Raw genomic sequence first — 25,288 nt, 5'->3', positions numbered from 1 at the left:
GTTCGTCAAGGAAAAATTACGCCATATCCGCGGAATCGGGTTGGAATCGGGCCTCAAAGGCTCGGATTTGTCCGAAATTGTCGAGAAATTGGAGTGTTTCAGGCTGTAACGGCGGCGCATTTGCTCGCTGTTGACGCAAAAGTTTGCTAGCATCCGCAGGTTTTAAACCTCTCACCAACCCTTATCGACGCACGCTCGTTGCGCCGGGCCTCACGGATGGCATCAGACAAGGAACTCGCCGATTTTCTGGCGGGCGTCGAAAGACGCGCGTTTAAGCAGACGGTGTACACCGTACGCGACGACGATGCGGCGCTCGACATCGTTCAGGATGCGATGATCAAGCTCGCCGAAAAATACGGCGACCGGCCACCGCCCGAATTGCCCCTTTTGTTTCAGCGTATCCTCCAGAATGCAACGCACGACTATTTCCGGCGCCAAAAGGTCCGCAATACGTGGGTAAGCCTGTTCTCCTCGTTCGGCAACGCCGACGACGACGAATTCGACCCCCTGGAGACCTTCGATTCGCAGGATGGGACGGTCGGTGCGGAAAGCGGCGAGAGCCGGCTCGAGCGTGAACAGGTGCTCAACCTGATCGACGCGGAGATCCAAAAACTACCAGCACGTCAACGGGAAGCGTTTCTCATGCGTTACTGGGAGGATATGGATGTCGCCGAAACCGCCGCTGCAATGGGCTGCTCTGAAGGCAGCGTAAAAACACATTGCTCGCGGGCCACGCACGCGCTGGCACACGCGCTGAAGGCGAAAGGAATCACGCTATGAGCAACGCTCTCGATCACAAGGAAACCGAGTTCGCGCTGAAGGTACGCCGCGCGCTCGACGAAAACATCAATTCGCTGCCCGCCGCCTCGCTCGACAAGCTGGCGGCGGCTCGCCGGACGGCGATCGCACGCAAGAAACCGGAAAAAGTCGCGGTCGCGGCGCCGGTGTTCGCGCCTGCGCTCGCCGGAGCGGGTGCGGCCGGCTCCGGCCATCTGGCCGGTGCGGGGTCCGGCCATGCGGGTAAACGCGGTCGCTTCTCGCGCCTCGCGCTGGCTTGGCCGCTGCTCGCACTCGTGATCGGATTGGCTGGCATCGCTTATTTTGAGGACCAGCAGCGCACCGCGGAACTCGCCGATATCGACGCGGCCATGCTCAGCGACAATCTCCCGCTCGACGCCTATCTCGACCACGGTTTCAACGCGTACCTGACGCGCAATCATTAAAGAACGCAGGAGTCATCGGGTGAGTTACAAGCGCGGCCTCGCGATTGTCTTTGGATGCGCAATTGCGGGACTTGTCGCGTTTGCGGCCACTTATCCGCGTTTCTACTCGTCCGCTTCGGCGGTGCCCGTTGCTGCCGCCCCGGCCGGGGCGAGCGCGGGCGAAGTCCTGTCACCGCTTTCTTCGCTCTCCTCCCCGCAAAGTCCCATGGCCTGGGCCAAGCTCACCGACGCTCAACGCGTCGCGCTCGCGCCGTTTGCGTCGGAATGGGATCAGTTCAGCGAGGAACGTAAGAGGAATTGGATCAAGATAGCATCGCGATACAAGAAGATGTCGCCCGATGCACAAAAGCGCCTTCATGAGCGTATGACCGAATGGATCCGCATGACCCCGGATCAGCGCAAAGTCGCCCGCGAAAACTATCAAGTTTCGAAGTCCGTCCCCGTTGAGAAGCGGGAACGCGCGTGGGATGCGTATCAAAAGCTCCCGGAAGAGCAGAAGAAAAAACTCGCCGCCACCGAGCGGCCTCGCCGGCCGACCGTTGTCAGCGCGCCGCCTACCGGCAAGACGGAAGTCAAGGATATCGACCGGCTGATGACTGCCCGGGAACATGCACGTGCCTCCGAGGCTGCTGCTGAAATGGGGGCGTCGGGTTCTCCTGCGGTACCCGCTGTTCCCGGCGCCGCCAGTTTTGTGCCGGCCACGCCGATTCCGGTTTCGCCGCAGCAGGCGCCGTCTGTGTTCAACGGGTCCTAGGCAAAAGTGAGCGCATCCTCTCTGGAATCTATTGAGTCTCCCGGATTCACCGCGCCCAGGCTGCGTCGCCGCCTGGCTACGATGCTCTATGAAGGCGTGATCCTGTTCGGGATCGTTTTTATCGCCGGGTATTTGTTCAGCACGCTCACCCAGCAACGCAACGGGCTCACCCACCACAATATTTTGATGGCGTGGATCGGGTTCGTGCTCGCGGTTTATTTCGTCTACTTCTGGACGCATGGCGGGCAAACCCTGCCCATGAAGACCTGGCGGCTGAAAGTCGTTGATGCGCGGGGAGCGCCGGTTTCGATTGCACGCGCCATTGCTCGATATGTGTTTGCGTGGCTGTGGTTCTTGCCGCCGCTGGCCTTGCATCCGCTGCTCAAGCTTTCCGTTCCGGCCACGCTCGTGGTGACCACCGTGTGGATCGCGCTCTGGGCCGCAGCGGTCTGGCTCGATCCGGCGCGGCAGTTTTTGCACGACCGGCTGGCCGGAACGCGGATCGTCGGAGTGGTTCCGCCGGGGGCCTAGGTCGGCGTTTTGCGGCTTGGGTCAGGTCGATGCCGTCTCTCATGACGGCGCAGGAATACCTCAGGCATCCGAATCGTCATGCAGGTCCTGCTCACCATTCCCCGATCGTTTGCCTCAAGTCAGCCACTCCGGGACGTCCTTCAGTGCCATATGCAGGTTGTCGTTGAAGTGATGGATCCGATAACCCAATCCCGCAAACATCGTCTGCAATGATCGTCGCGTGTACAGCGTGATGTGGCCGTTGCGAGGCGCGATGTACCAGTTGTCCATCCCCCTTGGCGGCACGTGATCGATCGTCAACGTGGAAAACAACAACACTCCACGCGCGTTCAATAACCCCAGCGCTTCCTGAACCGTCGCCAGCGGTTCAGGCGTGTGCTCCAGAACCTCGAACGCGCTGATGAAATCGAAGGAGCCGGACGGTGGCACCGCTTCTTCGTCCATCGGGTCCCAACTGTGCCCGTCCACCCCGCCCTCGCGCAATAACGAAGTCAGCTTGCCATTGCCGCCGCCATAGTCGAGACATCTCAACTCGTGACCTTTCTTGATGAAATCGAGAATGAAGGCGGCATTGCCCGCTGGACGCGAATCGATGTAGTCAGGATCGACCAGCACGTAGTCGTCGTTATAAATGTGCTGCAGGTAGTCGGCCTTGCTCCAATGATCGAACGCAGTCGTGAAGATGAGACCGCAGGCATCGCATCGGTGGTAATAGACCGGCACGCCGGTGAGCGGCAGATAGCGGCCGCGCCGCTCTTCGCAACTCTTGTTGAAGTCGGTGACACCGTAAATAGGCGCCGGTTCGTTGCATACCTTGCACATCGAGATTCGAACGACCGGCCCCACTGTTCCACTATCCAGTTGCATAGGATTCCATCGCAAATTTGAAAGTATAGGCTATGCCAACACGATGAGGATTCAGAGTGGCTCGGGTACTTGCAGCGGTGTATCGCATCCGGTCATCGGCGACTCGTGCATGTTGTCGTGTGTCAAAAGTCGTGACAGTTTTCGCGCGGTCGTGGCTCTGCAGCAACGATATCCGTCGGGGAATTTCCGACTGAGCGAACCTGATCGCGCAGCAACATCGCTCGGCGTAATGCGGTGTAAGCGTCCTCAAAGCCAACCGGGCTGGATCGATACCTGTCTTGCAAAACACATCGAAGAGCCGCAATTCGCGGCATTTTTCCTTCCTCGCAGCACGCTCTCCACTTCCATCGCAACCCTTAGTAATAAGAAGTTTTCGTGACTGTCATGGCTCCGTCACGCGAGCATGGCGCAATGGCCGCACTGCAACCCGTTGCGCGTGCCCATGGCCACTAAATCGTCTGCGAGTCACCTCCTAGGCATTACCCTCCGCGATGCCGAAGCCATCGCGTTCCGCAACGACGTCGCGCCACCGTCCCATCCACCTGACGCCACCAGCGCCAGCCTCACTCCCCAGAGCATTTCCGAGCCCCCTTCTCGTTCCGACGACGACCCCGCCGACCATCGCTACCGCACCATCTGGCTGTCCGATATCCATCTCGGCTCCGGTGGCTGTCAGGCGAACTATCTCCTCGACTTTCTCCGCCATAACGATTCCGAGTATTTGTACCTGGTCGGCGACATCATCGATGGATGGCAACTGCGCAAAGGCTGGTTCTGGCCGCAAGCGCACAACGACGTGATTCAGAAAGTGCTGCGCAAAGCCCGCAAAGGCACGCAAGTGGTCTACATTCCGGGCAATCACGACGAAGCCGCCCGACAGTTCTGCGACCTGGCTTTCGGCGACATCCACGTACGCAACGAAGCCTTCCACACCACGCTCGCGGGCAAGCGCCTGTGGATCGTGCATGGCGACCTCTTCGACGGCGTCATCCAGCACGCCAAGTGGCTCGCTTATCTCGGCGATACGCTCTACACACTGATCCTGCTGCTCAACCGCTGGTTCAACCGGGTGCGCAGCCGCTTCGGCCTGAACTACTGGTCGCTCTCGCAATACCTCAAGCACCAGGTCAAGAACGCGGTGAATTTCATCTCGAAGTTCGAGCACGTGATGACCGATGAAGCGCGCCGCCGCGGCTGCGACGGCGTTGTGTGCGGCCACATCCATAAAGCGGAGATCCGCGATATCGACGGTGTCCTGTACTGCAACGACGGTGACTGGGTCGAGAGCCTGTCGGCGCTTGTCGAGACGTTTGAAGGTGAGTTGAAGATCATCTACTGGACCGTCCTGCGCTCCCCTGAACTCCATTCGCAAAAGGCCGGGGCAACTGCCTGATCATCTGCTTGAGCGACTGCATGAGCGTTTGCCCGAGCAACGTCCTGAGCGCTTTCACTTACTGAGGCCATCGAATGAAAATCATGATCGTTACCGACGCATGGGAACCGCAAGTCAACGGCGTCGTGCGCACATTGAAAAGCACCAGCCGCGAACTGACTGCGCTGGGACATCGCGTGGAATTGCTGACGCCGCTCGAGTTCAGGACCATCGCGTGCCCGACATATCCCGAGATTCGCCTGTCGCTGCTGCCGCGCCGCCGCGTCGCGCAACGCATAGAGGAGTTCGCGCCGGACGCGCTGCATATCGCAACGGAAGGTCCGCTCGGCATGGCCGCGCGCTCGTTCGCCATACGCAACAAACTGCCGTTCACGACCGCGTATCACACGCGCTTTCCTGAATACGTGCAGGCACGGTTTCATATTCCGATCGCCGCAACCTACAAGTTTTTGCACTGGTTCCACAAGCCTTCGCAAGCGGTGATGGCGCCCACGCCGGTGGTTAAAAATGACCTCGAAAAGTTCGGTTTTACGAACGTGGTCTTGTGGACACGCGGCGTGGATCTGGATATCTTTCAACCGATGGATTCGAAGGTTTTGAACACGACGCGGCCGATTTTTCTGTATGTCGGACGCGTGGCGGTCGAGAAGAACGTCGAGGCTTTTTTGAAGCTCGATCTGCCGGGATCGAAGTGGGTCGCGGGCGAAGGACCGGCGCTTGCCGAACTGAAATCGCGCTATCCGAACGCGAACTATCTTGGCGTGTTGTCGCAAGCGGAACTGGCGAAGGTCTACGCGGCCGCCGATGTATTCGTGTTCCCAAGCCGCACCGATACCTTCGGCCTGGTGCTCCTCGAAGCCATGGCATGCGGCACGCCGGTCGCGGCGTATCCGGTGACGGGTCCGATCGATGTGCTCGGCACCGATGGCCCGGGCGCGCTCGACGAAGACCTGCGCGAAGCGTGTTTGCGGGCGCTGAAGATTCAACGCGCCGATGCCCGTGCGTGGGCGGAGAAGTTCTCGTGGCGCGCGGCATCGGAGCAATTCGCGGCGAATTTGAAGCCGCTCGCGACGCGCGGTGCGACGCAAAAGCAAGCAACGGCGTAATCTGGCACTCGCGAGAGCAACGGCGCGATTGAACGCGGCGTTGCTCCCGGCGTAACGTAGCGGGAGTCAAAGCGCGCTGTGCGGTTCGAGACCCACCGGCCGAGGAAGGGAACAATGCGATGTGGCCGCCCGCAACTGCAACATGTCGCCGGCGGACTCGTCTTTGCTGACTTCTGCACAGCGGACGCGCGAGAAGTCGCTCCGCACAGCGGAGTGGCTACGACCGCAACTCGCGACTCGCGGCGTGCGTCAGACCAATCACAGCAAGTTTCAAAGAAGCGCAATGTGAAAGCCAAACCTTCAGTGCAAGCGAAATCCCTGCTCTTGATACACCGGGAACCCTTCAGCAACGAAGACGACGACATCGAGGCCACGCCGCATCCGAGCGAACCCTTGAGCGCCGATGATCCCCTCGCTCCGTTGCCGTTCAATCCCTACAAGGGCAACCGCGGCCTGACCCGCGCCTGGCACGCGATGAAAAACTCGCTGAACGGCTTTCGCGTGGCGATTCGCGAAGAAAGCGCGTTTCGCCAGGAGCTGACGCTCGCCGCCATCCTGGTGCCGTGCGGCATCTTCGTGCCGGTCTCGCCGGTGGAGCGGGCGGCGCTGCTGGCGTCCGTGCTGCTGGTGCTGATGGTGGAATTGCTCAACTCGAGCGTGGAAGCGGCGATAGACCGCATTTCACTGGAGCGGCACGAACTGTCCAAACGGGCGAAGGATTTCGGCAGCGCGGCGGTCATGGTCGCCCTGCTCGTGTGCGTGCTGACATGGGGCTTGATAGTCGGCCCGCTGCTGTGGCGCTGGGCGTTGATGCTGTTTTAAACGCGCTTAGTTTCACCCTGCGTTCACCCTGCGTTCACCCTGCGCTCACCCTGCACTCACGCAGCACTCGCGCTTGAACTCACATAAGCGATCCGCGAAGCGCGCCGCGGCGGCCGGCCGGCACCCCCGCGCAGACCCGGCCCCCTCTCAGCCGTTTATAATCGTCCCAATATCCAAGATACCCACCGATTCCGGGTTCGTGACGCCGTCAATCAGGCTGCATTCAGGCCGCATTCCGACCGTCACGCAGGCCCCACCGGGCCGCCCTCACCCGGAGCCGGTCAACCAGGTCCGGACGACATGGAAGCCAAACCTCCCCGCCGCACCCGTGAACGGATTCTCGAACTATCGCTGAAGCTGTTCAACGATATCGGGGAACCGAACGTCACGACGACCACCATCGCCGAAGAGATGGAAATCAGTCCAGGTAACCTGTACTACCATTTCCGCAACAAAGACGACATCATCAACAGCATTTTCGCCCAGTTCGAACAGCTGATCGAAAAGCGGCTGCGCTTTCCCGAAGACCATCGTCCGACCATTGACGAGATGTGGTCCTACCTGCAGTACATGGCGGATTTCCTGTGGCAGTACCGGTTTTTGTATCGCGACCTGAACGATCTGCTCGCGCGCAACCGCACGCTGGAAACGCATTTCAAACAGATCATCACCCACAAGGTCAACTTCGCCCAGCAACTGTGCGACGCCCTTGTAGCCGATCACGAAATGGTCGCGACACCCGCGGAAATCAAGGTGATCGCGACTAACATGGGCGTGATCGCCACGTACTGGTTGTCGTACCAGTTCGTCATGAACCCGCGCAAATACAACGAGCAGGAAACGATCCGCTCGGAATTGCATCAAGCGAGCCTGCAAATCATCTCGATGATGGCGCCGTATCTGCGCGGGCGATCACGGCAGATTTTCGACGACCTCGTATCGGGGAAAATGCCGGAACGCGTCTTTGCCGATTACCGCGCGCCGAAGGAAGACGGCGCCCCTAAGGAACCTATTTAATGAAAGCAGTCTGCGTATATTGCGGCTCCGCCAATGGAGCAAGACCGGTCTATGCCGAAGCAGCAAAAGCGTTCGGCCGCGCGTTGGTGGAAGCGGATCTCGCGCTGGTCTACGGCGGCGGGAGCGTGGGGTTGATGGGCATCATCGCCGATGAAGTCTTGGCGCTCGGTGGCCGCGCGATCGGCGTGATCCCCGAATTGCTGATGAACAAGGAAGTCGGCCATAAGAGTCTGACGGAACTCTATGTCGTGCCCGACATGCATCAGCGCAAGAAGAAAATGGCCGATCTCTCGGATGCGTTTGTATCGATGCCTGGCGGCGTCGGCACGTTCGAAGAGCTGTTCGAGACCTACACGTGGGCCCAGCTCAAGTATCACGAGAAGCCGGTCGCGTTGCTGAACGTGGATGGGTATTACGATCCGCTGCTCGCCATGCTGCGCCATACGGTGGAAGAAGGATTCATGCGCGCGCCGTACCTCGATATGCTGCAAGTCAACGCCGATCCCGTGAAGCTGATCGAATCGCTTAAGGCGTATCAACCGCCGCTGGTTGACCGCTGGCCTGAGAAACGCGACGCTGTTTGATGCATCAACTGACTAAGCGGAGAACCTGACGATGTCGAAGGTAGTGTTGATCACTGGCGGCAGCCGCGGCATCGGCCGTGCCGCCGCGTTACTGTGCGCGGCACGTGGCTGGTCGATCGGCGTGAATTACGCGACCAACCGCAGCGCCGCCGATGAAACCGTTGCACGTGTGGAAGCCGCCGGTGGCCGAGCGGTCGCGATCCAGGGTGATGTCTGCGAAGAAGCCGACGTGATTGCCCTATTCGATGCAACGGTGCGTGCGTTCGGTCCGATTGATGGTTTCGTGAACAACGCGGGCATTGTCGCGCCCGCTTCGGCGCTAGCCGACATGGACGTCGCGCGCATGAAACGCGTCTTCGATACCAACGTGCTCGGCGCGTATCTCTGCGCGCGTGAAGCGGCGCGGCGTATGTCGACGAAACGTGGAGGACGGGGCGGGTCGATTGTCAATATATCGTCGGCGGCAGCGCGGCTCGGGTCACCGAACGAGTACCTGGATTACGCGGGTTCGAAAGGCGCCGTCGATACCTTGACGATCGGCCTCGCGAAAGAACTCGGTCCGGAAGGCGTGCGCGTGAATGCCGTGCGGCCAGGTTTGATCGATACCGAGATTCACGCAAGCGGCGGCGCGCCCGATCGGGCAGCGCAATTGGGCGCGCTCACGCCGCTGGGACGGCCCGGTACGGCGGAAGAAGTCGCGGAATCGATTGTTTGGCTGTTGTCGGATGCTTCGTCGTATGTGACTGGCGCATTGCTCGACGTGGCGGGCGGACGTTAAAACGTTGGAACCTTAAAAGCCGCCCTTCTTCTTGAGCCACGCGCGTTCTTCTTCCGTCGACTCGCGGCCAAGGATCACGTTGCGATGCGGAAAGCGGCCAAGACGCTCGATCACTTCAGCATGGCTATGCGCGTATTTCAGCCGATCTTCAATGTCCTTGTCGCCGGTTTCATCGAAGAGCGTTTGATGTAGACGCACGGATTCATGCTGGCTTGCCAGCGTCTCGTCGTGCTCGAACGGCATGTACACAAACACGCGATGATGAATGGTCGGCAACGTGAGTTCGTCGCGTGTATCGACCAGCGTACGCGCCAGCTTTAACGCTTCCTTGTCACCGGCGAATGCTCGCGGTGTATCGCGAAAGCAATTGCGCGTGAACTGGTCGAGCAGCACGATCAACGCCAGCGCACCAAGCGGTGTTTCGGACCACGATGCAAGCCGGCCTGCCAATGCCTCCCCGAGCAAGGTACCGAAGCGCTCGTGAAGCATGGCGTCGAACCTGGCGTCCTTCTTGAACCAGACCTTGCGTGCGTGGCCGAATTCCGCTGAATCCGGCGCACCGAACCATGCGTCGAGCACCGCTTGAGCGCGTGCGTCGAGCATCACGCGAACTCGATTACAAGACGCCGCGTGCGCGCACTCTTCTTCTCCACCTTCGCTATGCGAAGCTCACCGATCTCGCTCGTATTACGCACATGCGTACCGCCGCACGGCTGCAAGTCGATACCCTCGATGCGCAGCAAACGCACGCGCCGCATGCCGGCCGGCGGCTTCACGCTCATCGTGCGGACCAGCTCGGGACGCTCTTCCATTTCCTGATCGGTGATCCACTCGGTCGCCACCGGATGCGCGCCGCCAATCAGCTCACGCAAACGCGTTTCCAGTTCCTCGCGCTCGATCGGTTCGACCGTCGCGAAATCCATGCGTGCATAACCGCTGGTGATGCTGCAGCCATCGACGGGATAGGGTAATGCCGCGCACACCAGATGCGTCGCCGTGTGCAGCCGCATGTGCCGGTAGCGCCGTTCCCAATCGATCTCGGCCGTCACCCGATCGCCCACCTTCAGCTTTGCGAGCAGCGCTTCCTGATCCGGCGCGGGCACATGGACGGCGTCATCGGGGGTCGCGCCTTCAAACTTGGCCTTGCGGGTATCGGCCATTTCAATGCGCGTGCCGTCCGCCAGCGTCAGCGATCCGGCGTCTCCTGCCTGACCGCCGCCCAGCGGATAAAACACGGTTTGATCGAGATGGATACCGAGCTCGTCGATAGCGGTGATCGACGCCTCGCAGCGCGTCAAATAGGCGTCTTCGCGAAACAACGCGCGTGTGCTCATGGGGAAGTCTCCTGGTCTGTCGCCGGCTGAAAATGAACCCGTATTATGCGGGTCCGCCGCAGGCCTCCTTAGCCCGGGCGGTTGCGCACTTGCTCGTCTGGCCGGCAGGCGCGGGCTGATATGCCATTCGTCAAGCGGAGAGTCAAGCCATCCGCGACTGATTCGCCCTGACGGTGCGCTCCATCATGTCGAGCGTCTCCTCAGTGATTGGAAAGCCCGTGGCATATTGCCGGAACCCTGACGCAACCGAGGCAATGCGTTCGATGCTCTGCGATGCCATACGCGATACAACGCCGGTCTTGTTGGCGAGGTTCATCAAGTCCTCGCGCGCCGGCGCCCTTGCCTCGCCGCAAATGTCCATCTGATGCTCCCCGCCCGGCCCCCCGTTAAACGTCAGGTCATAGGCGGGTGAAAACTGCCAGCGGCCGTCTGCGCCCATCACGAATGAGAAGTTTTTTGCGTGGTCATCGCGGTTGTTGAACACGACGTTGAACACACATCGGTCAAATGCCTGCTGAACTTCACGCGCGTCCCGCGTCATGAACTGCGTTAGCCGCAGCAACGCGATGTAGTCCATCTGCGGCACGCGGAAGTCGGAGTGGGTCGCACCCGCTGCCGTATGCATCGGCACACGCATCCCGTTGGAGCGGTCAAACCGTTCGACGCCAAACGCCGACAGCGAAGGACTGAGATCGAAGTAATTGGTGGTGGGCATCCGAAGTCCACAGGCCACAGCAATCGCCGCATACATCGCCTCGACCGCGCAGACTTCCTTGTGGTCGTTCTGCGCCGGGAATTTTACGAGCCACGGTGTCCCTGGTCCTTGCTCCGAGTTCGACATCCGGCCGGAATGCGGGTCATAGTTGACCAATACCTTGGGGCGCGCGCCGTGTGGTGAACCGCCCATCAGCGCGAGCTCGCGCAAGAGGGCCTCACTGTCATCCGTTATCACCTGGCGGACTTCGTGAGCGAGAGTAAGCAGCTGAACATCCTCCGGGACCAGCACTTCGCCGTCATTGGGTTCAAAGACGAGCGCGCCCATCGCTTTTTCGCCGATGAAAGCCAACCGGTCCAACGGAGACACGAGCCGGGGATCCCGCCCATGCTTCCGAAACAACCGGTCCACCAGGAGCATGCCCCAGCCGTCCGGCAAGGAGTCGCTCACAAGTCCGGGCAGTCGCAGTTGATGCGCAGGGAAGTCTCCATACGTCGTTGCTGCGAGCGGCATCTTGAGTGGAGACAAATTCAAGCCGTGCTGCTGCGCGAGCCCGGAGTATTCAAACAGGAGGTCGGTGCCATTGTCGGCCAGTTGACCGAGCTCGAAGCGCTCACCCCAGCCCGCGTAAATCACACTCAGCTTCTTCATTCTGAAGCTCGAGAAGCGCGCTGGCGCTTGATGCTGGCCGCCTCCATCGCCTTGATGGATTTGGGCTTCAACGCAAAAATACCGCCCATTTCTTCCACCAGCCCCAAAGCCATGACGACCCTCACGAAGTTGTCGAGCGTGGCACGCCCACTGCGCTCGATATTGCGAAGAGCCCGCTCAGAGATTCCGGCACGGCTGGCGAGTTCGTCCTGCTGAAGGTTCTGCAGGAGCCGCTGCGCGCGCAGACGTTGCCCCAACTCCGCTACGACTTCTTGAGAGCTAGACAGATTAAAGTGCATTTTTATGCCGGTTATCAGCTTAAACACCGAATTACCGGCATAATTTTACCGCTTATGGCTATCCTGGTCAAATACAATCATCCTGGCTAACCGGCACGAAAAGTTCGGTAAACCTTCAATTTCGATCATAATCGGCTCAAAATTACCGATTAATGAAGGCGATGAGCAATTCGGGTGGTGAGGAAATGGGTTGCTTGCGGGCTCGCCTACGCCCTCTACACGAAGGGGTTTGAAGCCATGTTTGTAACCAATGAACCAATACCCTACGGGCGGTTGACCATCCAGTCGGCGGTATCGAAGAAGGACGTGAGGAGGCGCTCGCGCAAGGGCGCATCAAGACTGATGTCTTCCATGGCCCACGCCATGCAGCGCAACCATTGATCCCGTTGCGGCGATGCAATCGCGAAGTTCAGATGGCGAGCACGCAAGCGCGGATGTCCGAAGCGGCTGATGTAATGGTCCGGGCCGCCCATCCAGCCGCACAGGAACCAGAAGAATTTATCGCGGGAATTCTCGAGTGTTGCGGGATGCAATGCGCGTAAATCCGCGAACTCCGGCTCGAGATCCATCAGGTCATAGAACCGGTCGACGAGTGCACGCACGCGCTCCTCGCCGCCAACAAGTTCGAATGCCGTGGGTTGCGGCGCTTGTTCAATATTTGCTTCGGTCATACGCTTTCTTCAGGGTTATCGGGAGATGGCGCAATGAGCGCTGCGGGGTTCGTCTTGTGGATAGCGGGGGGCGCCCGGCCACGCGTTGCATCTGAGATCAGGCATCCCGCAACGACTGCAGCGCGGGCCGCGACAACACGCGGCGCAAACTCATCCAGCCGCCCACGCCCGAACACACGACACCTGCCACAATGCCCGCGGGCACGAGCCACGGGTTGAAATCGATGTGAAACTCGAACACGTGCGTCGCCAGCACCCAGCCTATTGCCTGCGCGCCAAGCGCGGCCATCAGCCCGCTCAATGCGCCCACTGCCACGAACTCAGCGGTCTGCACCGAGCGCACCTGCTTATGCGACGCCCCGAGCGCGCGCAGCAGCGCGGACTCGTGCACACGCTCGTCGCGCGTGCCGGCCAGCGCCGCGTACAACACGAGCACGCCCGCCGCGAGCGTGAAGACAAACAGGAACTGCACAGCGCCAATCACTTGCTCCAGCACGCGCTGGATCTGCGCGAGAATCGGCGCGATATCAATGGCGGTCACGCTCGGATATTGGTTGATCAAGCCATCGATCAAACCCTGCTGCCCCGGCGGCAAATGGAAACTGGTGATGAACGTGGCGGGCAAATCACTGATGGACGGCGGCGGCATCAGCACAAAGAAGTTAACCTTGAACGAATTCCAGTCGACCTTTCGCAGGCTCGTGACCGGCCCTTCCACCTGCATGCCGGCTACGTCGAAACGCATCGTATCGCCGAGCTTCACGTGGATGATCTTCGCAAGGCCCTCTTCTATTGATATCTGCGGTTTCCCGTCCGTGCCGTACCAGTCGCCGCCGACCACGCGGTTATCGCCGGGTAGTTCGGTCGTGTACGAGAGATTGAACTCACGGTCAACCAGCCGCTTTGCGTCGGCCTTTTCGTAGTTGTCGGGGCTGACCGGCTTGCCGTTCACGGCGATCAGGCGGCCGCGCACCATCGGGGACAACGCCGCGTCGGCCTGGCCATGTTGCTTGAGGTAATCGGTGACGCCGGCGCGCTGGTCAGGCTGGATATCGATGAGAAACTGATTCGGCGCGTCCGGCGGCGTCGATTGCCGCCAACCTGCGATCAGGTCGCTGCGCGTCATCGCGATGAGCAGCAGGCACATCAGGCCGATGCCAAGCGCCGTGATCTGCAGCGCGCTCGCGCCGCTGCGCCGCTCAAGCGACGCCAGCGCGTACCGCCAGCCCACTCCGGCACCCACGCGTTCGCTGCGAACGAACCGCGCGGCCGCCCAGAGCGCCACGCGCGCAATGCCGCCAAACACAACCAGACCGCCAGCGAAGCCGCCCGCGACGATCCCGCCAAGCTTCCATTCGCCCGCCGCGAGCACGAGCAGGCCGGCGAACAGCAGCACGCCCACGCCGTAGGCGATCCACGCTACCCGGCCGGCATCGCCGAGCTCCCGGCGAATCACGTGGACCGGCGGCACGCGGGTCAGCGGCAGCAACGGCGGCACAGCGAAACCAAGCAACAGCACCAGTCCGGTCGCAATGCCCTGCAGCGCAGGCCAGACGCTAGGCGGAGGCAATTCGACATCGACGAGCGTGCCCAGCCAGTCCAGCAGCACCAGATGCCCGCCAAAGCCGAGCACAACCCCCACCGCGCTGCCAAGCAGCCCAACAGCCAAGAATTCACCGATAAACAAAGACCGCAACGTCCGCTGGCTCACGCCGAGGCAACGCATCGCGGCGCAGCCGTCCAGATGCCGGCGCGCAAAGCGGTGCGAGGCCATCGCAATGGCAACCGCCGCGAGCAGCGCGGTGAGCAGCGAAACGAGCGTGAGGAAATGACTGGCGCGGTCGATGGTCTGACGCACTTGCGGCTGGCCGTCCTGCAACGATTCAAGCGCGACGCCGCGCAGCTTGCCATCGTCCACTTTTGCGCGTGCGTAGGTCGCGAACTGCTTGACCTGCGCATCGGGTCCTGCTACCAGCAGCCTATAGGTCACGCGGCTGCCGAACGTGACGAGGCCGGTGGACGCGAGTTCATCGGCACGCATCATCAGGCGCGGCGAAAAGCTGACGAATGAGAATCCGCGATCGAGTTCGCGGGTGATGACCGCCGCCACCGTGAACGTGCGCGTACCGACGCGCACCGTGCCGCCGACGGGCACTTTCAGCGCATCGAGTAACGCGGGGTCGACCCAGACGGTGCCGGGCGCAGGAATGGATGTGGCGGGCGTACCGGGCTGATCGACAGCAGTCGCGATGCGCACCGCGCCGCGCAGCGGATACCCGGGCGAAACAGCCTTCAACGCCGCCAGGCGGGCAACGGGCACGGTGGACGTATTGCCAGAAACACCCGCGCTGATCATGCTGGGGAAGATCGCGGTGGTCGCGGTCTCGAGCTTGAGTTGCGCCGCTTCTGCGGCGAACGCGGGATCGACCGGATGATCGGCGCGGACAACGAAATCCGCAGCGATCATCTGCCGCGCATCCCGCTCCAGCCCCTGGCGCATCCGGTCGCCGAGAAACCCGACACTCGCGAGCGCGGCAACCGCCAGCACGAGCGCGAGGATGAGCATGGTCAACTCGCCCGCACGCCAGTCGCGCGCGGTCATTCGCAGCGACTGGCGCGCGATCTGCGCGAAGCTCAGTCCTTGCTGCTTTGAATCCTGCTTGGAATCTTGCTTCGAATCCTGCTTCAACTCGCCGCCCAGGCTACTCGTACTCAATCGTGCTTGCTCCTGAACCGGCCGACGCCCGGATTCACACGCGCGCTGACGCTGGGCACCATGTGCTTGGCCATCCGCCCGAAACCGCCGCGCACGCCTCTCACGAGCCGCGGTAATGCCCAGCCGGCACACAACAGGAACGCAATAATCAGGACGAGGCACAACAGCGGCACGAACAAGGCGAGCGTGATGCCGAGCAACGCGCCGAAATCCTCAGTCGCCGATGCCACCCAGTTCGACACCGGTTCCGGCGATAAATTGATCAACGCACGCGTGCCGGCTTTCGCCAGATGCGCGGCGCCCGCGAGCGTGCCGCCGGCGAGCGCAGCAATGGTCAGCAACGCCGGATCGGCGTGGCCGAACGCCCCGACGGCCAGCACTGCGCCGGCAGGAATGCGAATAAAGGTGTGAATGGCGTCCCAGAGGGAATCGAAGGCGGGGATTTTATCGGCGAAAAACTCAACCACGGCGAGCGCTGCCGCTACGCCGATCACCCATGGAGAGCCCAGCACAGCGAGGGTGTCGGGCAAGTGGACCAGTCCCATGCGCTCGAACAGCCCCGCGACGAATACCGTCAGATACAGTCGCAGCCCGCTGGCCCACGAAAGTCCCGCTGCCAGCGAAAGTGCTTCAAGCATGACCGTCTCCTTGCGCGCTGCTCGCCCCGTGCCCGAGCGCCGGTCAGACTCCGGCGCATCCGGCTACGAATGCCTGACCCGCCGCTCAAGCTGTCCGGCGACGGGCTGGGGATAAATGGTTGCGGCCCGGTATTGACCCGGCCCACCTTATTCTGGCGCTGTTCCAGGCTTATGTGGCCAAATTCATGCGGCCAACTCAGGCTGCCGAACCCGGTGAATTTTTCAAGACACCTGAAAGTCATTATAGCCACGCGCAGCGCGTTGACGCATCGCGCCATATAACGGCGTGTTCAGCATCCAACGTTCCTGATTCAGCCCTTAATCACGAAACCACGGCACACGCGGCCCCTGATCTCTTTAACGGTCATTTTTGCGATCCCTTTAATAGTCCGCCAATGATCCACGACAGACCGCGACAAAAAGCCGCTGCAGTGCGCTAAATCGTCGGATTTAATGTCCCGACGACAGTTTCAATCCGATCAGCCCAACCACGATCAATGCGGCACTCGCGATCCGCGCAACCGTCAGGGCTTCGCCCAGCATGACAATCCCGAACACGAACGCCCCGACCGCGCCGATACCCGTCCACACCGCGTAAGCCGTGCCCAGCGGCAACTGGCGCATTGCCAGCGCCAAGAGTACGAAGCTGCCGACGGCTGTAACCAGCGTGAATACCGACGGCCACAGCCGCGTGAAACCTTCGGAGGTTTTGAGGCCCGCGGCCCACGCCACTTCAAGCAGGCCGGCGATCAGCAATAGAAACCACGACATGGAAACTCCCGTCTAAAGCGGGGTCGTCCCCGATGCAATCAGAAGCACGCAGGGTCGTCCATGCGGCATGTAATAAAGCTGAAATTATAACGATAGGACGAATAAGTCGCTCGCCGGCCACACGACAATTCCCCGGCATTCGAGCCGGTTTCAGCCGCTGCTACGGCGCCTTTCGCTTCAGGATCCAAGAAATACGAAAAGCTGAAATGACCCGCAGCGGCCTCGCTGCGAACACCTTTATGCGCTGCGTTAATCCGTTCGCGCAGTGAATGCATCCTTGAATGACAACACGAAATAAAAACGTCCTTTCACAAAAACCTGCTTTAATCTAAACCAGAACGCAGCGGTCGATGCGTGAAGCACCGCCGCGACGTGGCACGACACAGCGCCGTATTTGCGCGTCTGGGCGTGGATGGCGCGCCGCAGAATCAACCCATTTGAAACTTCTCGCCGGGAGTGTTCATGGAGTTCGATGCCGTTTTGCTATCCCGTTTCCAGTTTGCCTGGGTGATAGCGTTTCACATCCTGTTGCCGGCGTTCACGGTCGGGTTATCGTGTTTTATCGCGACGCTTGAATTGCTCTGGTGGCTAAGCAAACGGGACGTGTACCGGCGGCTTTCTGCGTTCTGGCTGAAGATATTCGCGGTTTCATTCGGCATGGGCGTGGTGTCGGGGATCGTGATGCCGTTCCAGTTCGGCACCAACTGGAGCCGGTTCACCGATGCCACCTCCAGCGTGATCGGCCCGCTAATGGGTTACGAGGTCCTGACGGCGTTCTTTCTCGAAGCGGCGTTTCTGGGCGTCCTGCTGTTTGGGCGCAAGCTCGTGCCGCAATGGGCGCACGTGCTTGCAGCGGTTTTCGTCGCGTCGGGGACGGTGATTTCGTCGTTCTGGATTCTCGCGGTGAATAGCTGGATGCAAACGCCGGCCGGCTACAGGATCCTTCCCGATGGCCGCTTCGAAGTGACGAGTTTCTTCGACGCCATCTTTACGCCCTCCTTTCCTTACCGCATCGGTCATACGGTCAGCGCGTTCCTGGTGACGGCCGCATTCGTGATTCTCGGCGTCGGCGCGCTTTATTTGCGGCAGCGTCGCGCGCTCGAGGAAAGCCGCGTGATGACCAAGATGGCGCTGATCTTTCTCGTGATCATGGTGCCCGTGCAGATGGTTATCGGCGATGCGCACGGTCTGAACACGCTCCAGCATCAGCCTGCCAAGCTCGCCGCGATGGAAGGTTTGTGGAACACCGGCAGGGGCGTGCCCGCGGCCGTCTTCGCGATCCCCGACCAGGCCAACGAGCGCAACGACTTCGAAATATCGATACCGGTGCTCGGCAGCATCTACCTCACACATAGTCTGGACGGCCGGGTGCAGGGCCTGAAGGACTTCCCGCGTGAGGACCGGCCGAACGTGGCGGTGGTGTTCTTCGCGTTCCGCATCATGGTCGGCATCGCGTTGCTGATGTTCGCGCTGGTCCTCTCGGGCATTGTCCTGTTCGCACGCGGCAAGCTCGAAACCAGTACGCGCTGGCTGCGTTGCGCCACGTACGGCATGCCGCTTGGGTTTATCGCCGTGCTGGCGGGATGGACGACGACCGAAGCCGGCCGCCAGCCGTGGACCGTGTATGGACTGATGCGCACCAAGGACTCGGTCACGCCGTCGCTGACAGCCGGCGATGTCGGGCTTTCGTGGCTGCTCTACGTGCTGGCGTATATCGTCATCTTCGGCTCGGGATTCATCCTGCTGCGGCGGCTCGTGCGGATCGGCCCCGCCGATGAACACGTCGATACCGATCACGATCTCCTGCAACCGGAAACGCGCGCGGCGCGGCCGTTATCGGCGGCGGCGGCATCGGCTGATGCATCGGGCGGCGCCAGTGCAGTAAAACCCGTCGGCCCGGACGACGTCGTTCCCCCTTCCAGGAGATCATGATGCTCGACCTCGTACCGATGTGGGCCGCCATCCTCGCGCTCGCGGTATTCATGTACGTGCTGCTCGACGGCTTCGATCTCGGCGTAGGCATGGTGTTCCTGATGCGCCGCGATCCGGTTGAACGCCAACTGATGATCAACTCGGTCGCACCCGTCTGGGATTTCAATGAAACCTGGCTGATCCTGGGCGGCGGCGGCTTGCTCGCGGTCTTTCCGCTTGCGTTCGCGATCATCGTGCCGGCGGTTTATTTTCCGATCCTGTTCATGCTTCTGGGTTTGATCTTTCGCGGCGTGGCGTTTGAATTCCGCGAAGTGGTCGGCGCGCGCAAGTGGATCTGGGACAGCGCATTCGGGTACGGCTCGCTGGTCGCAACGTTCTCGCAGGGCGTTGTGCTGGGCATGTTCATGCAGGGATTTCCCATTCACGGACGCGTATTCGCCGGCACGAGCTGGGACTGGTTTGCGCCGTTTCCGCTCCTGACGGGCGTGGGGCTGATCTTCGGCTACGCGCTGCAGGGCACGACGTGGCTCGTGCTCAAGACAGAAGGCGAGTTGCAGGAATGGGCACGTGGAATGGCCAAGAAAGTGCTGTTCGGCGTGGTCGCGTTTATCTTGTTGATCAGTATCTGGACACCGCTGAAGGACGCGCGTATCTCGGCGCGCTGGTTCAGTTTTCCGGATAGCTTCGCGTTCGCGCCGGTACCGGTACTGACGGTGCTGCTGGTCTGGACATTGTGGTCGGCACTCGAAAAACGCAAGGAAGTGGTCCCGTTCATGTGCTCGATCGGGTTGTTCTTCCTGGCCTTCACAGGTCTTGTGATCAGCCTTTGGCCCTTCATCGCGCCACCGTCGGTGACGTTGTGGGATGCGTCCACGACGCCGCTTTCGCAGCAGTTCCTGCTGATCGGGACGATGTTCCTGCTACCCGTTATCGTGCTTTATGTCGTGTGGTCTTACTGGGTATTTCGCGGCAAGGTGCGCGGTGATATGGGCTATCACACGTAGCGCGCTCTTGGCAGTGAATAAGTCTGGATTCGCTCAAGCGCCGTTTCCGGACTTAGCCAACCCTGACTGGAATGAACAGCTCGTCACAAAGTCTGGGCGGCGGCTTTCTCTAAAATCCGGCACCACTTGTGCGCCTCGCGCCGGTCCTGCATTGGCAGGTTCCAGCGCGGCTGCGTCGAGTCCTTCACGTTCAGCGCGACCTGCCAGGCGCCGGTGGTTCCCGACGCGCCCGGTTCCATCCGCGCTCCATGTAGATCCGCAAAAATATACATGCCGACCTGGCCGCCCACCCGCACCTCGCACAACCGCTTGGCGGCCGCGAGCCGAACGCCGCCCCAATCCCGCTTGAGTTCGTGCGTCCAGTCGCCATCGTGGACATTCGGTGCGACTTCCTTCCACCGCAGCCAGAAATACACAGCAATGCTCACCACCACCAGCGCCGCGATCACCGCGGCGCCAATCGCAACACTCACACCGAACGCCGCCGATAACGCGTGAAACGACCAGAACGCACCGTAGATCACGGCAACCAGGACAACGAGCGCAACGATAATCGGCATCGATCAAAACCTTACAAGGCTGGTTACGTTATTGGGTCTTGTGCTTCTCGTTCCAGTCTTTCAGCGCCTGCAGCGTGTTCGCCACATGCTTGTCCGGCGACAGGCTCGTGTATTCATAGATCACCGTCCCGTCCGGCGCGATCACGTATGACACGCGATTGGCCATGGAACTGACCAGCGGCATGGTCGCATCGTATTGCTTGATGATCTTCGCATCGCCGTCGGCGGCGACCGGGAATTTACTCCGGCATTCGCTCACCGAAAACTTCTTCAATGTGTCGATGTTGTCGTGCGACACACCAATCACCGTGGCACCCAGGGCCTTGTATTCATCGACTGCGTCAGCAAACTCGTGCGCCTCGATCGTGCAACCCTTCGTGAACGCGGCCGGATAGAAGTACAGGACCACGGGCCCCTTCTTCAACTCGTCTGCGAGCGAGTACTCATACACATTGCCGCCAAGCGACGCCTGCGCGGTGAACACCGGCGCGTGATCGCCGGGCTTAAGCGTTGCATAAGCCACCAGCGCGTACGCCGCAAGTGCTGCGCCCAACGACACTGCCAGCATTTTCCCAGCAAACTTTCGCTTCATGACACTCCTCGATTTTCGTGACCCGCGCACGACAGGACAAACAACTGCACAACCTCGCAACCATCCATCAACGCAGCAAACGCAATACCTACAATACCTATTCCACCCGATGCGCACCGAACCACGTCGCCGCCTCGAACTGCAGGTCGGCGAGCACAGCCGGCGTCAACACTGCGAAATCCACGCTTGGGCCAATGCTTGCATCGAGCTCCGGCGCGTCGCCTCTTTCCGTCGCCTGCGAGAGTCGCAACAGCGCACCGAGCGGACCGTCGCCATCGACGATTGCAGCACCCATTTCTTTCGATAACTTCAGCAAGTCCATGATCTCGACCGGCGGTAAATCCACCACCACATGCACGAGCGAAAAGATGCCGGTCATGAAGGCGGCATCGGCGAATTCCTCACTCGATGGCCGCATGACACGCGCCGCCAGTTCCATGAAACGCGCGCGGGTCCCGACCAGTTGCACCAGCGGGTCCGAACGCCACGGCAAGTGGCGGCCGTCCGCGTAAAGCAGCAACTGGGTCCAGCGCGAAATCTGCCGGGTACCGGTCGCCTGGATGGCCTCGCGCAGCGACGCCACCGGCCGGCTCAATTTGAACGCGCTTGAATTGGCCAGCCGCAGCAACTGCACGACCACGTTCGGATTGAGCTTCAACTCGGCCTCGAGTTCGCCCATATCAGGCTCCCCCGACAGCACGCCCAGAAGACGCAGCAAAGCAGTGCGCGAGGGGTTCGAGCGGCGCGTGACCAGCACTTGCGGACGAGCGAAGAAGTAACCCTGGAAGAGGTCGAAGCCGAGTGTGCGGGCTTCTTCGAAATCCTGATACGTTTCGATCTTTTCCGCGATCAGCGTCTTACCATGTTGTTTGAGCGTTGCCGTGAGTTCAGGCAGATCGGCCCGTTGGGTAGCGAGGAAGTCGACCTTCACGTAATCCACGTAAGGCAACGCTTCGTGCAGCGGGTCGGTGAGTGACACGACGTCGTCGAGAGCGAACTGGAAACCTGCCGCGCGCAACTGGGCGCAGCGCTTGAAAAGCTTGGCGTCGAAGGTGACAGTTTCCAGAATCTCGAGCACGAAACGCTCGGGCGGCATGATGTGGACGATGTCGTCGAACAGCAGGTCGCGGTTCATGTTCACAAAGCCGGGGTGATCCCCAAGCACCGCTGACAAACCGATCTCGCCCACCGTTCGTGCGACGACGTGTGCAGTGGCCTGCACGTCGTCGAAAATGCGCGCGCGATTGTCCGGACCGTCGCGAAAAAGCAGTTCGTAGGCATGCAGCGCGCCATTGCGATCGATGATCGGCTGGCGGCCGAGGTAAACGCTTTCCGGCTCGCGAAGAACGGGCGCAGCAATTTTAGCCGAGGTCTTCGCCACAGGACCGTCCACGGCGCTGTGCGCGGCGCGCCGGGTCGGGTTCCGATCAACCGGCGGCATGAATGGACCTGCTGAGGTCATGCGAAAACGCAGGCTCAATGCAATGGGCGGGCGTCGCGGAGACCTCGCACGACACAATGCGTGCGTTCAGCGCGTTCAATACGCCTGGCTTCGGGGCCGGCTCCGGCAATCGGCTTTGGGACTCAATCATGGCGTGCTGCAATGGAACGGTGCTGAGTGAATGGCGACCAGACAACGGTTGGCTCAAACGATTAGCTTGAGGGGTTGGCGTAAGGGCTAACTCAAGGGCTAACTCAAGGGCTAACTCAAGGATTTAGCTTAACGATTCAGCGTACAAACACAAAGAGCGACAAAGAGCGAAATAATCGGTCGAACCGTGGCCAGCCGATAGCTCGACACCACGCTCGGCGAACCCACTGACCGGTTCAGAATTCGTAACGATCAAGCCGCACTCTACCCCAAATCGTGATGTCGACAAATTGCGTGAAACCCGCCGGGGCCGTGGCTCACGGGCGCTCAGCTATTCCTCTAAAGAATTTCGGGACATAACCGTTAACTTGCAAAGAACGCGTCCGAGTCGCGGCTACCGGATATTCCGGCGGCTCATGCCCGCATTGCCGGAACATCAACAACAGATGCCCGATGCAGTGCGCTTGGCCGGACAGCGTGCGCCTCGCCTCTACCGGCCCGGCGCGCAATCAGACAGGCTATAACCGAAACATGCCAGTAAAACGGATCACCGCCCAGCGCTTGAATGCATGGATCGCCCTAGCCGGCCAAACCAGCGCCGCCGTTCGCGCGAATGTCAGAACGTTGATCGCGACCGCGTTGCCAAGCTGTATCGTCAGGTTCGCTACCGCAGAAGGTTCACCAGCACCCGTGCTGGCCACGGGTAGCCGTGACCCTCTGCCGCGGCCGCCCACCCTCCCGGAATCGACGTCGCACGGTGCACGGGGGGCGAAAACAGGACGGATCGTCCCAGCTTCGGCGTCGCCTGCGCCGCTTCATCTATTGCATCCGGCGGCGGTGAATGAAGCTGAGGCTCACCTAAGCGTCGCCACGGAAGCCACCCTTGCCGCCGTCGATTTCGTGGCGCAAGTGGATGCATCGCTGCGGTTTTGCTATGTATCGGCGGGGAGCATCGAGTTCCTGGGTTATCACCGCGACTACCTGAGCTCGCTCACGTTGCATGAGCTGGTGCCCTCGCATGAAATCGATGAACTCGATGCGCTCGTCGCCCGTGCACAACAAAGCGGCAAGTTGGAGACCGCGACGCTGCATCTGCTGAAATCCCTGACCACGCCGATCCTCGTCGAACTGCGGATCCTCGCCACGCACGCGCCGGATCTGTCCGGCTTCGCGCTCGCCGCGTTTGAGGTTTCGCACTGGCGCGAGCGCGAAACCGCGCTGCAGCACGCGCTGCATCACGATTCGCTGACCGGCCTCGAGAACCTGACGGCGCTGAAAAGCGCGATCGACACCGCCCAGGCCGAGGCCGTTCACACGCATACGCATGCGGCGTTGCTGCTGGTGGATATCGACGACTTCCAGCGCATCAACCGCGCACTCGGCTACGACGCCGGCGACGACATGCTGCGCGAGACCGCACGCCGCATCCAGCACGCAGCACGCGCCGGCGAGCGGGTGGCGCGCGTGGCCAGCGACGAATTCGCCGTGCTGTTCTCGGCCGGCACCACGACCGAGGCGGCCACAGCGGCCGAGGATGTCGCGCGGCGGGTGTTGAGCGCAATTGCGCAGCCCTACCGGTATCGTGGACAACATACGCATTTATCGGCGAGCATTGGCGCGGCCATCTTCCCCGACGAAGTCGAGCAAGAGAGCAGCAGCCTGCTGCGCATGGCCGACCACGCACTGGCACAGGCGAAGACTTCGGGCGGCAATATTGTCGTGTTCCACGTTCCCGACGACGACCCCCGCGACGCCGAGCGCCTGAACCTGGAAGGCGATCTTTACGAAGGCGTGCGCAACGGCGAGTTTTCGCTGCACTTCCAGCCGATCACCGAAAGCCGCAGCGGCGGCGTGGTCGGCGCGGAAGCGCTGATCCGCTGGCAGCATCCGGTGCACGGTCTCGTCCCGCCGACAGCGTTCATTCCGCTCGCGGAATCAATCGGCCTGATCAACTATCTTGGCAACTGGGTGCTCAAGGCCGCGTGCATGCAGCTGGTGCAGTGGGACAGCGAAGGTTTCGTGCTGGACTACGTTTCCGTGAACGTCTCGCCGCAGCAATTCCGCGACAAGCGTTTTACGCAGAACGTGAAAGAGGCGCTGCAACTGACAGGCCTCGATCCGCGCCGGCTCGTGTTCGAGATCACCGAAAGCCTGCTGATGCATGATCCCGAAGAAGCTACCCGTCTGCTCGAAACGCTGGCGGCACTTGGCATTGCGTTCGCCGTCGATGACTTCGGCACCGGCTATTCCAGCCTTTCCTATCTGCAGCGCTTCCCGCTTTCGAAGCTGAAGATCGATCGCAGTTTCATCGAAAACCTGCTGACCTCGCGCAACAACCAGGCAATCGTGGCCGCGGTGGTAGGCCTGGCAAAATCACTGGGGCTCGAACTCGTGGCGGAAGGCGTGGAGACAGAGGCGCAGCGCGAACTGTTGATCGAGATGGGCTGTGACCAGATCCAGGGATGGCTGATCAGCAAAGCCCTGCCCGCCGGCGACCTGATGCGTTGCTTTCAGGATAAAACGCTCTTTCTCCAGGCGCCTTGTTAAGATACCGTCACGTTTTTGCGTCGGCAGGAGCCCCGCGACCGGAGCTATTGCAGTGTTTCATTCGTGGTTTGCTGTAAAGCTTCCGTGCAAGCCCGCCGTTATAAGGTTTATGCAGGATTTATGCGGGCTTTTTTGCGCGCATTACACTTCGACCCAGGTCGACGATTCAAGCGGTTCCGGGCACCCGGCCGG

Annotated in this window: 25 protein-coding genes; 13 read left to right on the top strand and 12 right to left on the bottom strand. The window is 60.9% G+C overall.

Annotated elements, in window-relative coordinates; all coding sequences use genetic code 11:
• The first annotated feature begins 216 nt into the window (after positions 1–216).
• Genes FH08_RS0123210 through FH08_RS0123195 form a run of 4 tightly spaced genes read left to right on the top strand, consistent with a single transcriptional unit; the run spans position 217 to position 2,508 of the window.
• Positions 217–780: an RNA polymerase sigma factor gene (locus FH08_RS0123210; RefSeq protein WP_031360653.1), complete on the top strand. Its 564-nt coding sequence runs from the start codon at positions 217–219 to the stop codon at positions 778–780.
• Entirely contained in the window at positions 777–1,223 is a 447-nt protein-coding gene (locus tag FH08_RS0123205; RefSeq protein WP_031360652.1) for a DUF3619 family protein, read from the top strand. The genes FH08_RS0123210 and FH08_RS0123205 overlap by 4 nt, the downstream gene beginning before the upstream one ends.
• 19 nt (positions 1,224–1,242) lie before the next feature.
• Positions 1,243–1,977 (top strand): DUF3106 domain-containing protein, encoded by a 735-nt coding sequence (locus tag FH08_RS0123200; protein ID WP_031360651.1) that lies wholly within the window; start codon positions 1,243–1,245, stop codon positions 1,975–1,977.
• A gap of 6 nt (positions 1,978–1,983) precedes the next feature.
• The gene (locus FH08_RS0123195; RefSeq protein ID WP_051888461.1) at positions 1,984–2,508 is read left to right on the top strand and encodes an RDD family protein; all 525 of its coding nucleotides are present in this window, start codon (positions 1,984–1,986) and stop codon (positions 2,506–2,508) included.
• A gap of 114 nt (positions 2,509–2,622) precedes the next feature.
• Here the strand turns inward: FH08_RS0123195 and FH08_RS0123190 are convergent, their stop codons facing one another.
• A complete protein-coding gene (locus tag FH08_RS0123190) occupies positions 2,623–3,375 on the bottom strand; it encodes a class I SAM-dependent methyltransferase (protein WP_031360649.1) in 753 nt (250 codons plus the stop codon).
• A 478-nt stretch (positions 3,376–3,853) separates the two neighbouring features.
• Between FH08_RS0123190 and FH08_RS0123185 the strand changes: the two genes are divergently transcribed.
• The 6 genes from FH08_RS0123185 to FH08_RS0123160 all read left to right on the top strand — a co-directional run bounded on the left by FH08_RS0123185 (position 3,854) and on the right by FH08_RS0123160 (position 9,075).
• Entirely contained in the window at positions 3,854–4,768 is a 915-nt protein-coding gene (locus FH08_RS0123185; RefSeq protein ID WP_419178021.1) for a UDP-2,3-diacylglucosamine diphosphatase, read from the top strand.
• A gap of 74 nt (positions 4,769–4,842) precedes the next feature.
• A complete protein-coding gene (locus tag FH08_RS0123180; RefSeq protein ID WP_031360647.1) occupies positions 4,843–5,874 on the top strand; it encodes a glycosyltransferase family 4 protein in 1,032 nt (343 codons plus the stop codon).
• Between the two features lie 324 nt (positions 5,875–6,198).
• Positions 6,199–6,696, top strand: a complete 498-nt coding sequence (locus FH08_RS0123175) for a diacylglycerol kinase (RefSeq protein WP_075583369.1) — start codon at positions 6,199–6,201, stop codon at positions 6,694–6,696.
• Between the two features lie 300 nt (positions 6,697–6,996).
• Positions 6,997–7,713 (top strand): TetR/AcrR family transcriptional regulator, encoded by a 717-nt coding sequence (locus FH08_RS0123170; protein WP_031360645.1) that lies wholly within the window; start codon positions 6,997–6,999, stop codon positions 7,711–7,713.
• Positions 7,713–8,297 (top strand): TIGR00730 family Rossman fold protein, encoded by a 585-nt coding sequence (locus FH08_RS0123165; protein WP_031360644.1) that lies wholly within the window; start codon positions 7,713–7,715, stop codon positions 8,295–8,297. Before FH08_RS0123170 ends, FH08_RS0123165 begins: the two co-directional genes overlap by 1 nt.
• Before the next feature lie 31 nt (positions 8,298–8,328).
• Positions 8,329–9,075 (top strand): SDR family oxidoreductase, encoded by a 747-nt coding sequence (locus FH08_RS0123160; protein ID WP_035566975.1) that lies wholly within the window; start codon positions 8,329–8,331, stop codon positions 9,073–9,075.
• Between the two features lie 12 nt (positions 9,076–9,087).
• Here FH08_RS0123160 and FH08_RS0123155 read toward each other — a convergent pair whose 3' ends face one another.
• The 8 genes from FH08_RS0123155 to sugE form a co-directional block, all read right to left on the bottom strand.
• Positions 9,088–9,678 carry a DUF924 family protein gene (locus FH08_RS0123155; protein WP_035566972.1) on the bottom strand — a complete coding sequence of 197 codons (591 nt, stop codon included), beginning with the start codon at positions 9,676–9,678 and terminating at the stop codon, positions 9,088–9,090.
• Entirely contained in the window at positions 9,678–10,409 is a 732-nt protein-coding gene (locus tag FH08_RS0123150) for an alanyl-tRNA editing protein (RefSeq protein ID WP_031360641.1), read from the bottom strand. The genes FH08_RS0123155 and FH08_RS0123150 overlap by 1 nt, the downstream gene beginning before the upstream one ends.
• Before the next feature lie 142 nt (positions 10,410–10,551).
• Positions 10,552–11,775 carry a type II toxin-antitoxin system HipA family toxin gene (locus tag FH08_RS0123145; protein WP_031360640.1) on the bottom strand — a complete coding sequence of 408 codons (1,224 nt, stop codon included), beginning with the start codon at positions 11,773–11,775 and terminating at the stop codon, positions 10,552–10,554.
• Positions 11,772–12,101 carry a helix-turn-helix domain-containing protein gene (locus FH08_RS0123140; RefSeq protein ID WP_235210472.1) on the bottom strand — a complete coding sequence of 110 codons (330 nt, stop codon included), beginning with the start codon at positions 12,099–12,101 and terminating at the stop codon, positions 11,772–11,774. Before FH08_RS0123140 ends, FH08_RS0123145 begins: the two co-directional genes overlap by 4 nt.
• A 236-nt stretch (positions 12,102–12,337) precedes the next feature.
• Positions 12,338–12,745: a group II truncated hemoglobin gene (locus tag FH08_RS0123135; RefSeq protein ID WP_031360638.1), complete on the bottom strand. Its 408-nt coding sequence runs from the start codon at positions 12,743–12,745 to the stop codon at positions 12,338–12,340.
• Positions 12,746–12,842: 97 nt separating this feature from the next.
• Complete coding sequence (locus tag FH08_RS0123130) at positions 12,843–15,347, bottom strand: ABC transporter permease (RefSeq protein WP_152602898.1); 2,505 nt, start codon at positions 15,345–15,347, stop codon at positions 12,843–12,845.
• A gap of 110 nt (positions 15,348–15,457) precedes the next feature.
• On the bottom strand, positions 15,458–16,099 hold the full coding sequence (locus FH08_RS0123125) for a DUF4126 domain-containing protein (RefSeq protein WP_031360636.1): 642 nt from the start codon (positions 16,097–16,099) through the stop codon (positions 15,458–15,460).
• Between the two features lie 450 nt (positions 16,100–16,549).
• Entirely contained in the window at positions 16,550–16,870 is a 321-nt protein-coding gene (sugE, locus tag FH08_RS0123120; protein WP_031360635.1) for a quaternary ammonium compound efflux SMR transporter SugE, read from the bottom strand.
• Positions 16,871–17,332: 462 nt separating this feature from the next.
• On the opposite strand from sugE, the gene FH08_RS0123110 reads away from it, so the two are divergent.
• Both FH08_RS0123110 and cydB read left to right on the top strand, forming a co-directional pair.
• Positions 17,333–18,802: a cytochrome ubiquinol oxidase subunit I gene (locus FH08_RS0123110; protein ID WP_031360633.1), complete on the top strand. Its 1,470-nt coding sequence runs from the start codon at positions 17,333–17,335 to the stop codon at positions 18,800–18,802.
• The gene (gene cydB, locus FH08_RS0123105; protein ID WP_031360632.1) at positions 18,799–19,806 is read left to right on the top strand and encodes a cytochrome d ubiquinol oxidase subunit II; all 1,008 of its coding nucleotides are present in this window, start codon (positions 18,799–18,801) and stop codon (positions 19,804–19,806) included. Before FH08_RS0123110 ends, cydB begins: the two co-directional genes overlap by 4 nt.
• Before the next feature lie 83 nt (positions 19,807–19,889).
• On the opposite strand, the gene FH08_RS0123100 is transcribed toward cydB, so the two are convergent.
• The 3 genes from FH08_RS0123100 to FH08_RS0123090 form a co-directional block, all read right to left on the bottom strand.
• Positions 19,890–20,366, bottom strand: coding sequence for a hypothetical protein (locus tag FH08_RS0123100; protein ID WP_031360631.1), 477 nt, complete (start codon positions 20,364–20,366; stop codon positions 19,890–19,892).
• Positions 20,367–20,394: 28 nt separating this feature from the next.
• A complete protein-coding gene (locus tag FH08_RS0123095) occupies positions 20,395–20,958 on the bottom strand; it encodes a peroxiredoxin (protein WP_031360630.1) in 564 nt (187 codons plus the stop codon).
• 97 nt (positions 20,959–21,055) lie between these two features.
• On the bottom strand, positions 21,056–22,399 hold the full coding sequence (locus FH08_RS0123090; protein WP_081889552.1) for an EAL and HDOD domain-containing protein: 1,344 nt from the start codon (positions 22,397–22,399) through the stop codon (positions 21,056–21,058).
• 681 nt (positions 22,400–23,080) lie between these two features.
• On the opposite strand from FH08_RS0123090, the gene FH08_RS0123080 reads away from it, so the two are divergent.
• Positions 23,081–25,096, top strand: coding sequence for a putative bifunctional diguanylate cyclase/phosphodiesterase (locus tag FH08_RS0123080; RefSeq protein WP_081889554.1), 2,016 nt, complete (start codon positions 23,081–23,083; stop codon positions 25,094–25,096).
• Positions 25,097–25,288 lie beyond the last annotated feature (192 nt).

Origin of the sequence: Caballeronia sordidicola (assembly GCF_000729995.1) — a bacterium.
GTDB classification, from domain to species: Bacteria; Pseudomonadota; Gammaproteobacteria; order Burkholderiales; family Burkholderiaceae; genus Caballeronia; species Caballeronia sordidicola_A.
Note: the sequence above shows the minus strand (reverse complement) of the source record. Positions and strands in the feature narration are given on the sequence as shown.

What these genes read in the sequence shown, in the direction of transcription:
- cydB (WP_031360632.1), top strand. Translation starts at nt 18,799, where the DNA reads ATGATGCTCGACCTCGTACCGATGTGGGCCGCCATCCTCGCGCTCGCG.
- FH08_RS0123180 (WP_031360647.1), top strand. Translation starts at nt 4,843, where the DNA reads ATGAAAATCATGATCGTTACCGACGCATGGGAACCGCAAGTCAACGGC.
- FH08_RS0123170 (WP_031360645.1), top strand. Translation starts at nt 6,997, where the DNA reads ATGGAAGCCAAACCTCCCCGCCGCACCCGTGAACGGATTCTCGAACTA.
- FH08_RS0123080 (WP_081889554.1), top strand. Translation starts at nt 23,081, where the DNA reads ATGCCAGTAAAACGGATCACCGCCCAGCGCTTGAATGCATGGATCGCC.
- FH08_RS0123160 (WP_035566975.1), top strand. Translation starts at nt 8,329, where the DNA reads ATGTCGAAGGTAGTGTTGATCACTGGCGGCAGCCGCGGCATCGGCCGT.
- FH08_RS0123110 (WP_031360633.1), top strand. Translation starts at nt 17,333, where the DNA reads ATGGAGTTCGATGCCGTTTTGCTATCCCGTTTCCAGTTTGCCTGGGTG.
- sugE (WP_031360635.1), bottom strand. Translation starts at nt 16,870, where the DNA reads ATGTCGTGGTTTCTATTGCTGATCGCCGGCCTGCTTGAAGTGGCGTGG.
- FH08_RS0123210 (WP_031360653.1), top strand. Translation starts at nt 217, where the DNA reads ATGGCATCAGACAAGGAACTCGCCGATTTTCTGGCGGGCGTCGAAAGA.
- FH08_RS0123145 (WP_031360640.1), bottom strand. Translation starts at nt 11,775, where the DNA reads ATGAAGAAGCTGAGTGTGATTTACGCGGGCTGGGGTGAGCGCTTCGAG.
- FH08_RS0123095 (WP_031360630.1), bottom strand. Translation starts at nt 20,958, where the DNA reads ATGAAGCGAAAGTTTGCTGGGAAAATGCTGGCAGTGTCGTTGGGCGCA.
- FH08_RS0123125 (WP_031360636.1), bottom strand. Translation starts at nt 16,099, where the DNA reads ATGCTTGAAGCACTTTCGCTGGCAGCGGGACTTTCGTGGGCCAGCGGG.
- FH08_RS0123155 (WP_035566972.1), bottom strand. Translation starts at nt 9,678, where the DNA reads ATGCTCGACGCACGCGCTCAAGCGGTGCTCGACGCATGGTTCGGTGCG.
- FH08_RS0123135 (WP_031360638.1), bottom strand. Translation starts at nt 12,745, where the DNA reads ATGACCGAAGCAAATATTGAACAAGCGCCGCAACCCACGGCATTCGAA.
- FH08_RS0123100 (WP_031360631.1), bottom strand. Translation starts at nt 20,366, where the DNA reads ATGCCGATTATCGTTGCGCTCGTTGTCCTGGTTGCCGTGATCTACGGT.
- FH08_RS0123205 (WP_031360652.1), top strand. Translation starts at nt 777, where the DNA reads ATGAGCAACGCTCTCGATCACAAGGAAACCGAGTTCGCGCTGAAGGTA.
- FH08_RS0123165 (WP_031360644.1), top strand. Translation starts at nt 7,713, where the DNA reads ATGAAAGCAGTCTGCGTATATTGCGGCTCCGCCAATGGAGCAAGACCG.
- FH08_RS0123090 (WP_081889552.1), bottom strand. Translation starts at nt 22,399, where the DNA reads ATGCCGCCGGTTGATCGGAACCCGACCCGGCGCGCCGCGCACAGCGCC.
- FH08_RS0123190 (WP_031360649.1), bottom strand. Translation starts at nt 3,375, where the DNA reads ATGCAACTGGATAGTGGAACAGTGGGGCCGGTCGTTCGAATCTCGATG.
- FH08_RS0123150 (WP_031360641.1), bottom strand. Translation starts at nt 10,409, where the DNA reads ATGAGCACACGCGCGTTGTTTCGCGAAGACGCCTATTTGACGCGCTGC.
- FH08_RS0123130 (WP_152602898.1), bottom strand. Translation starts at nt 15,347, where the DNA reads ATGACCGCGCGCGACTGGCGTGCGGGCGAGTTGACCATGCTCATCCTC.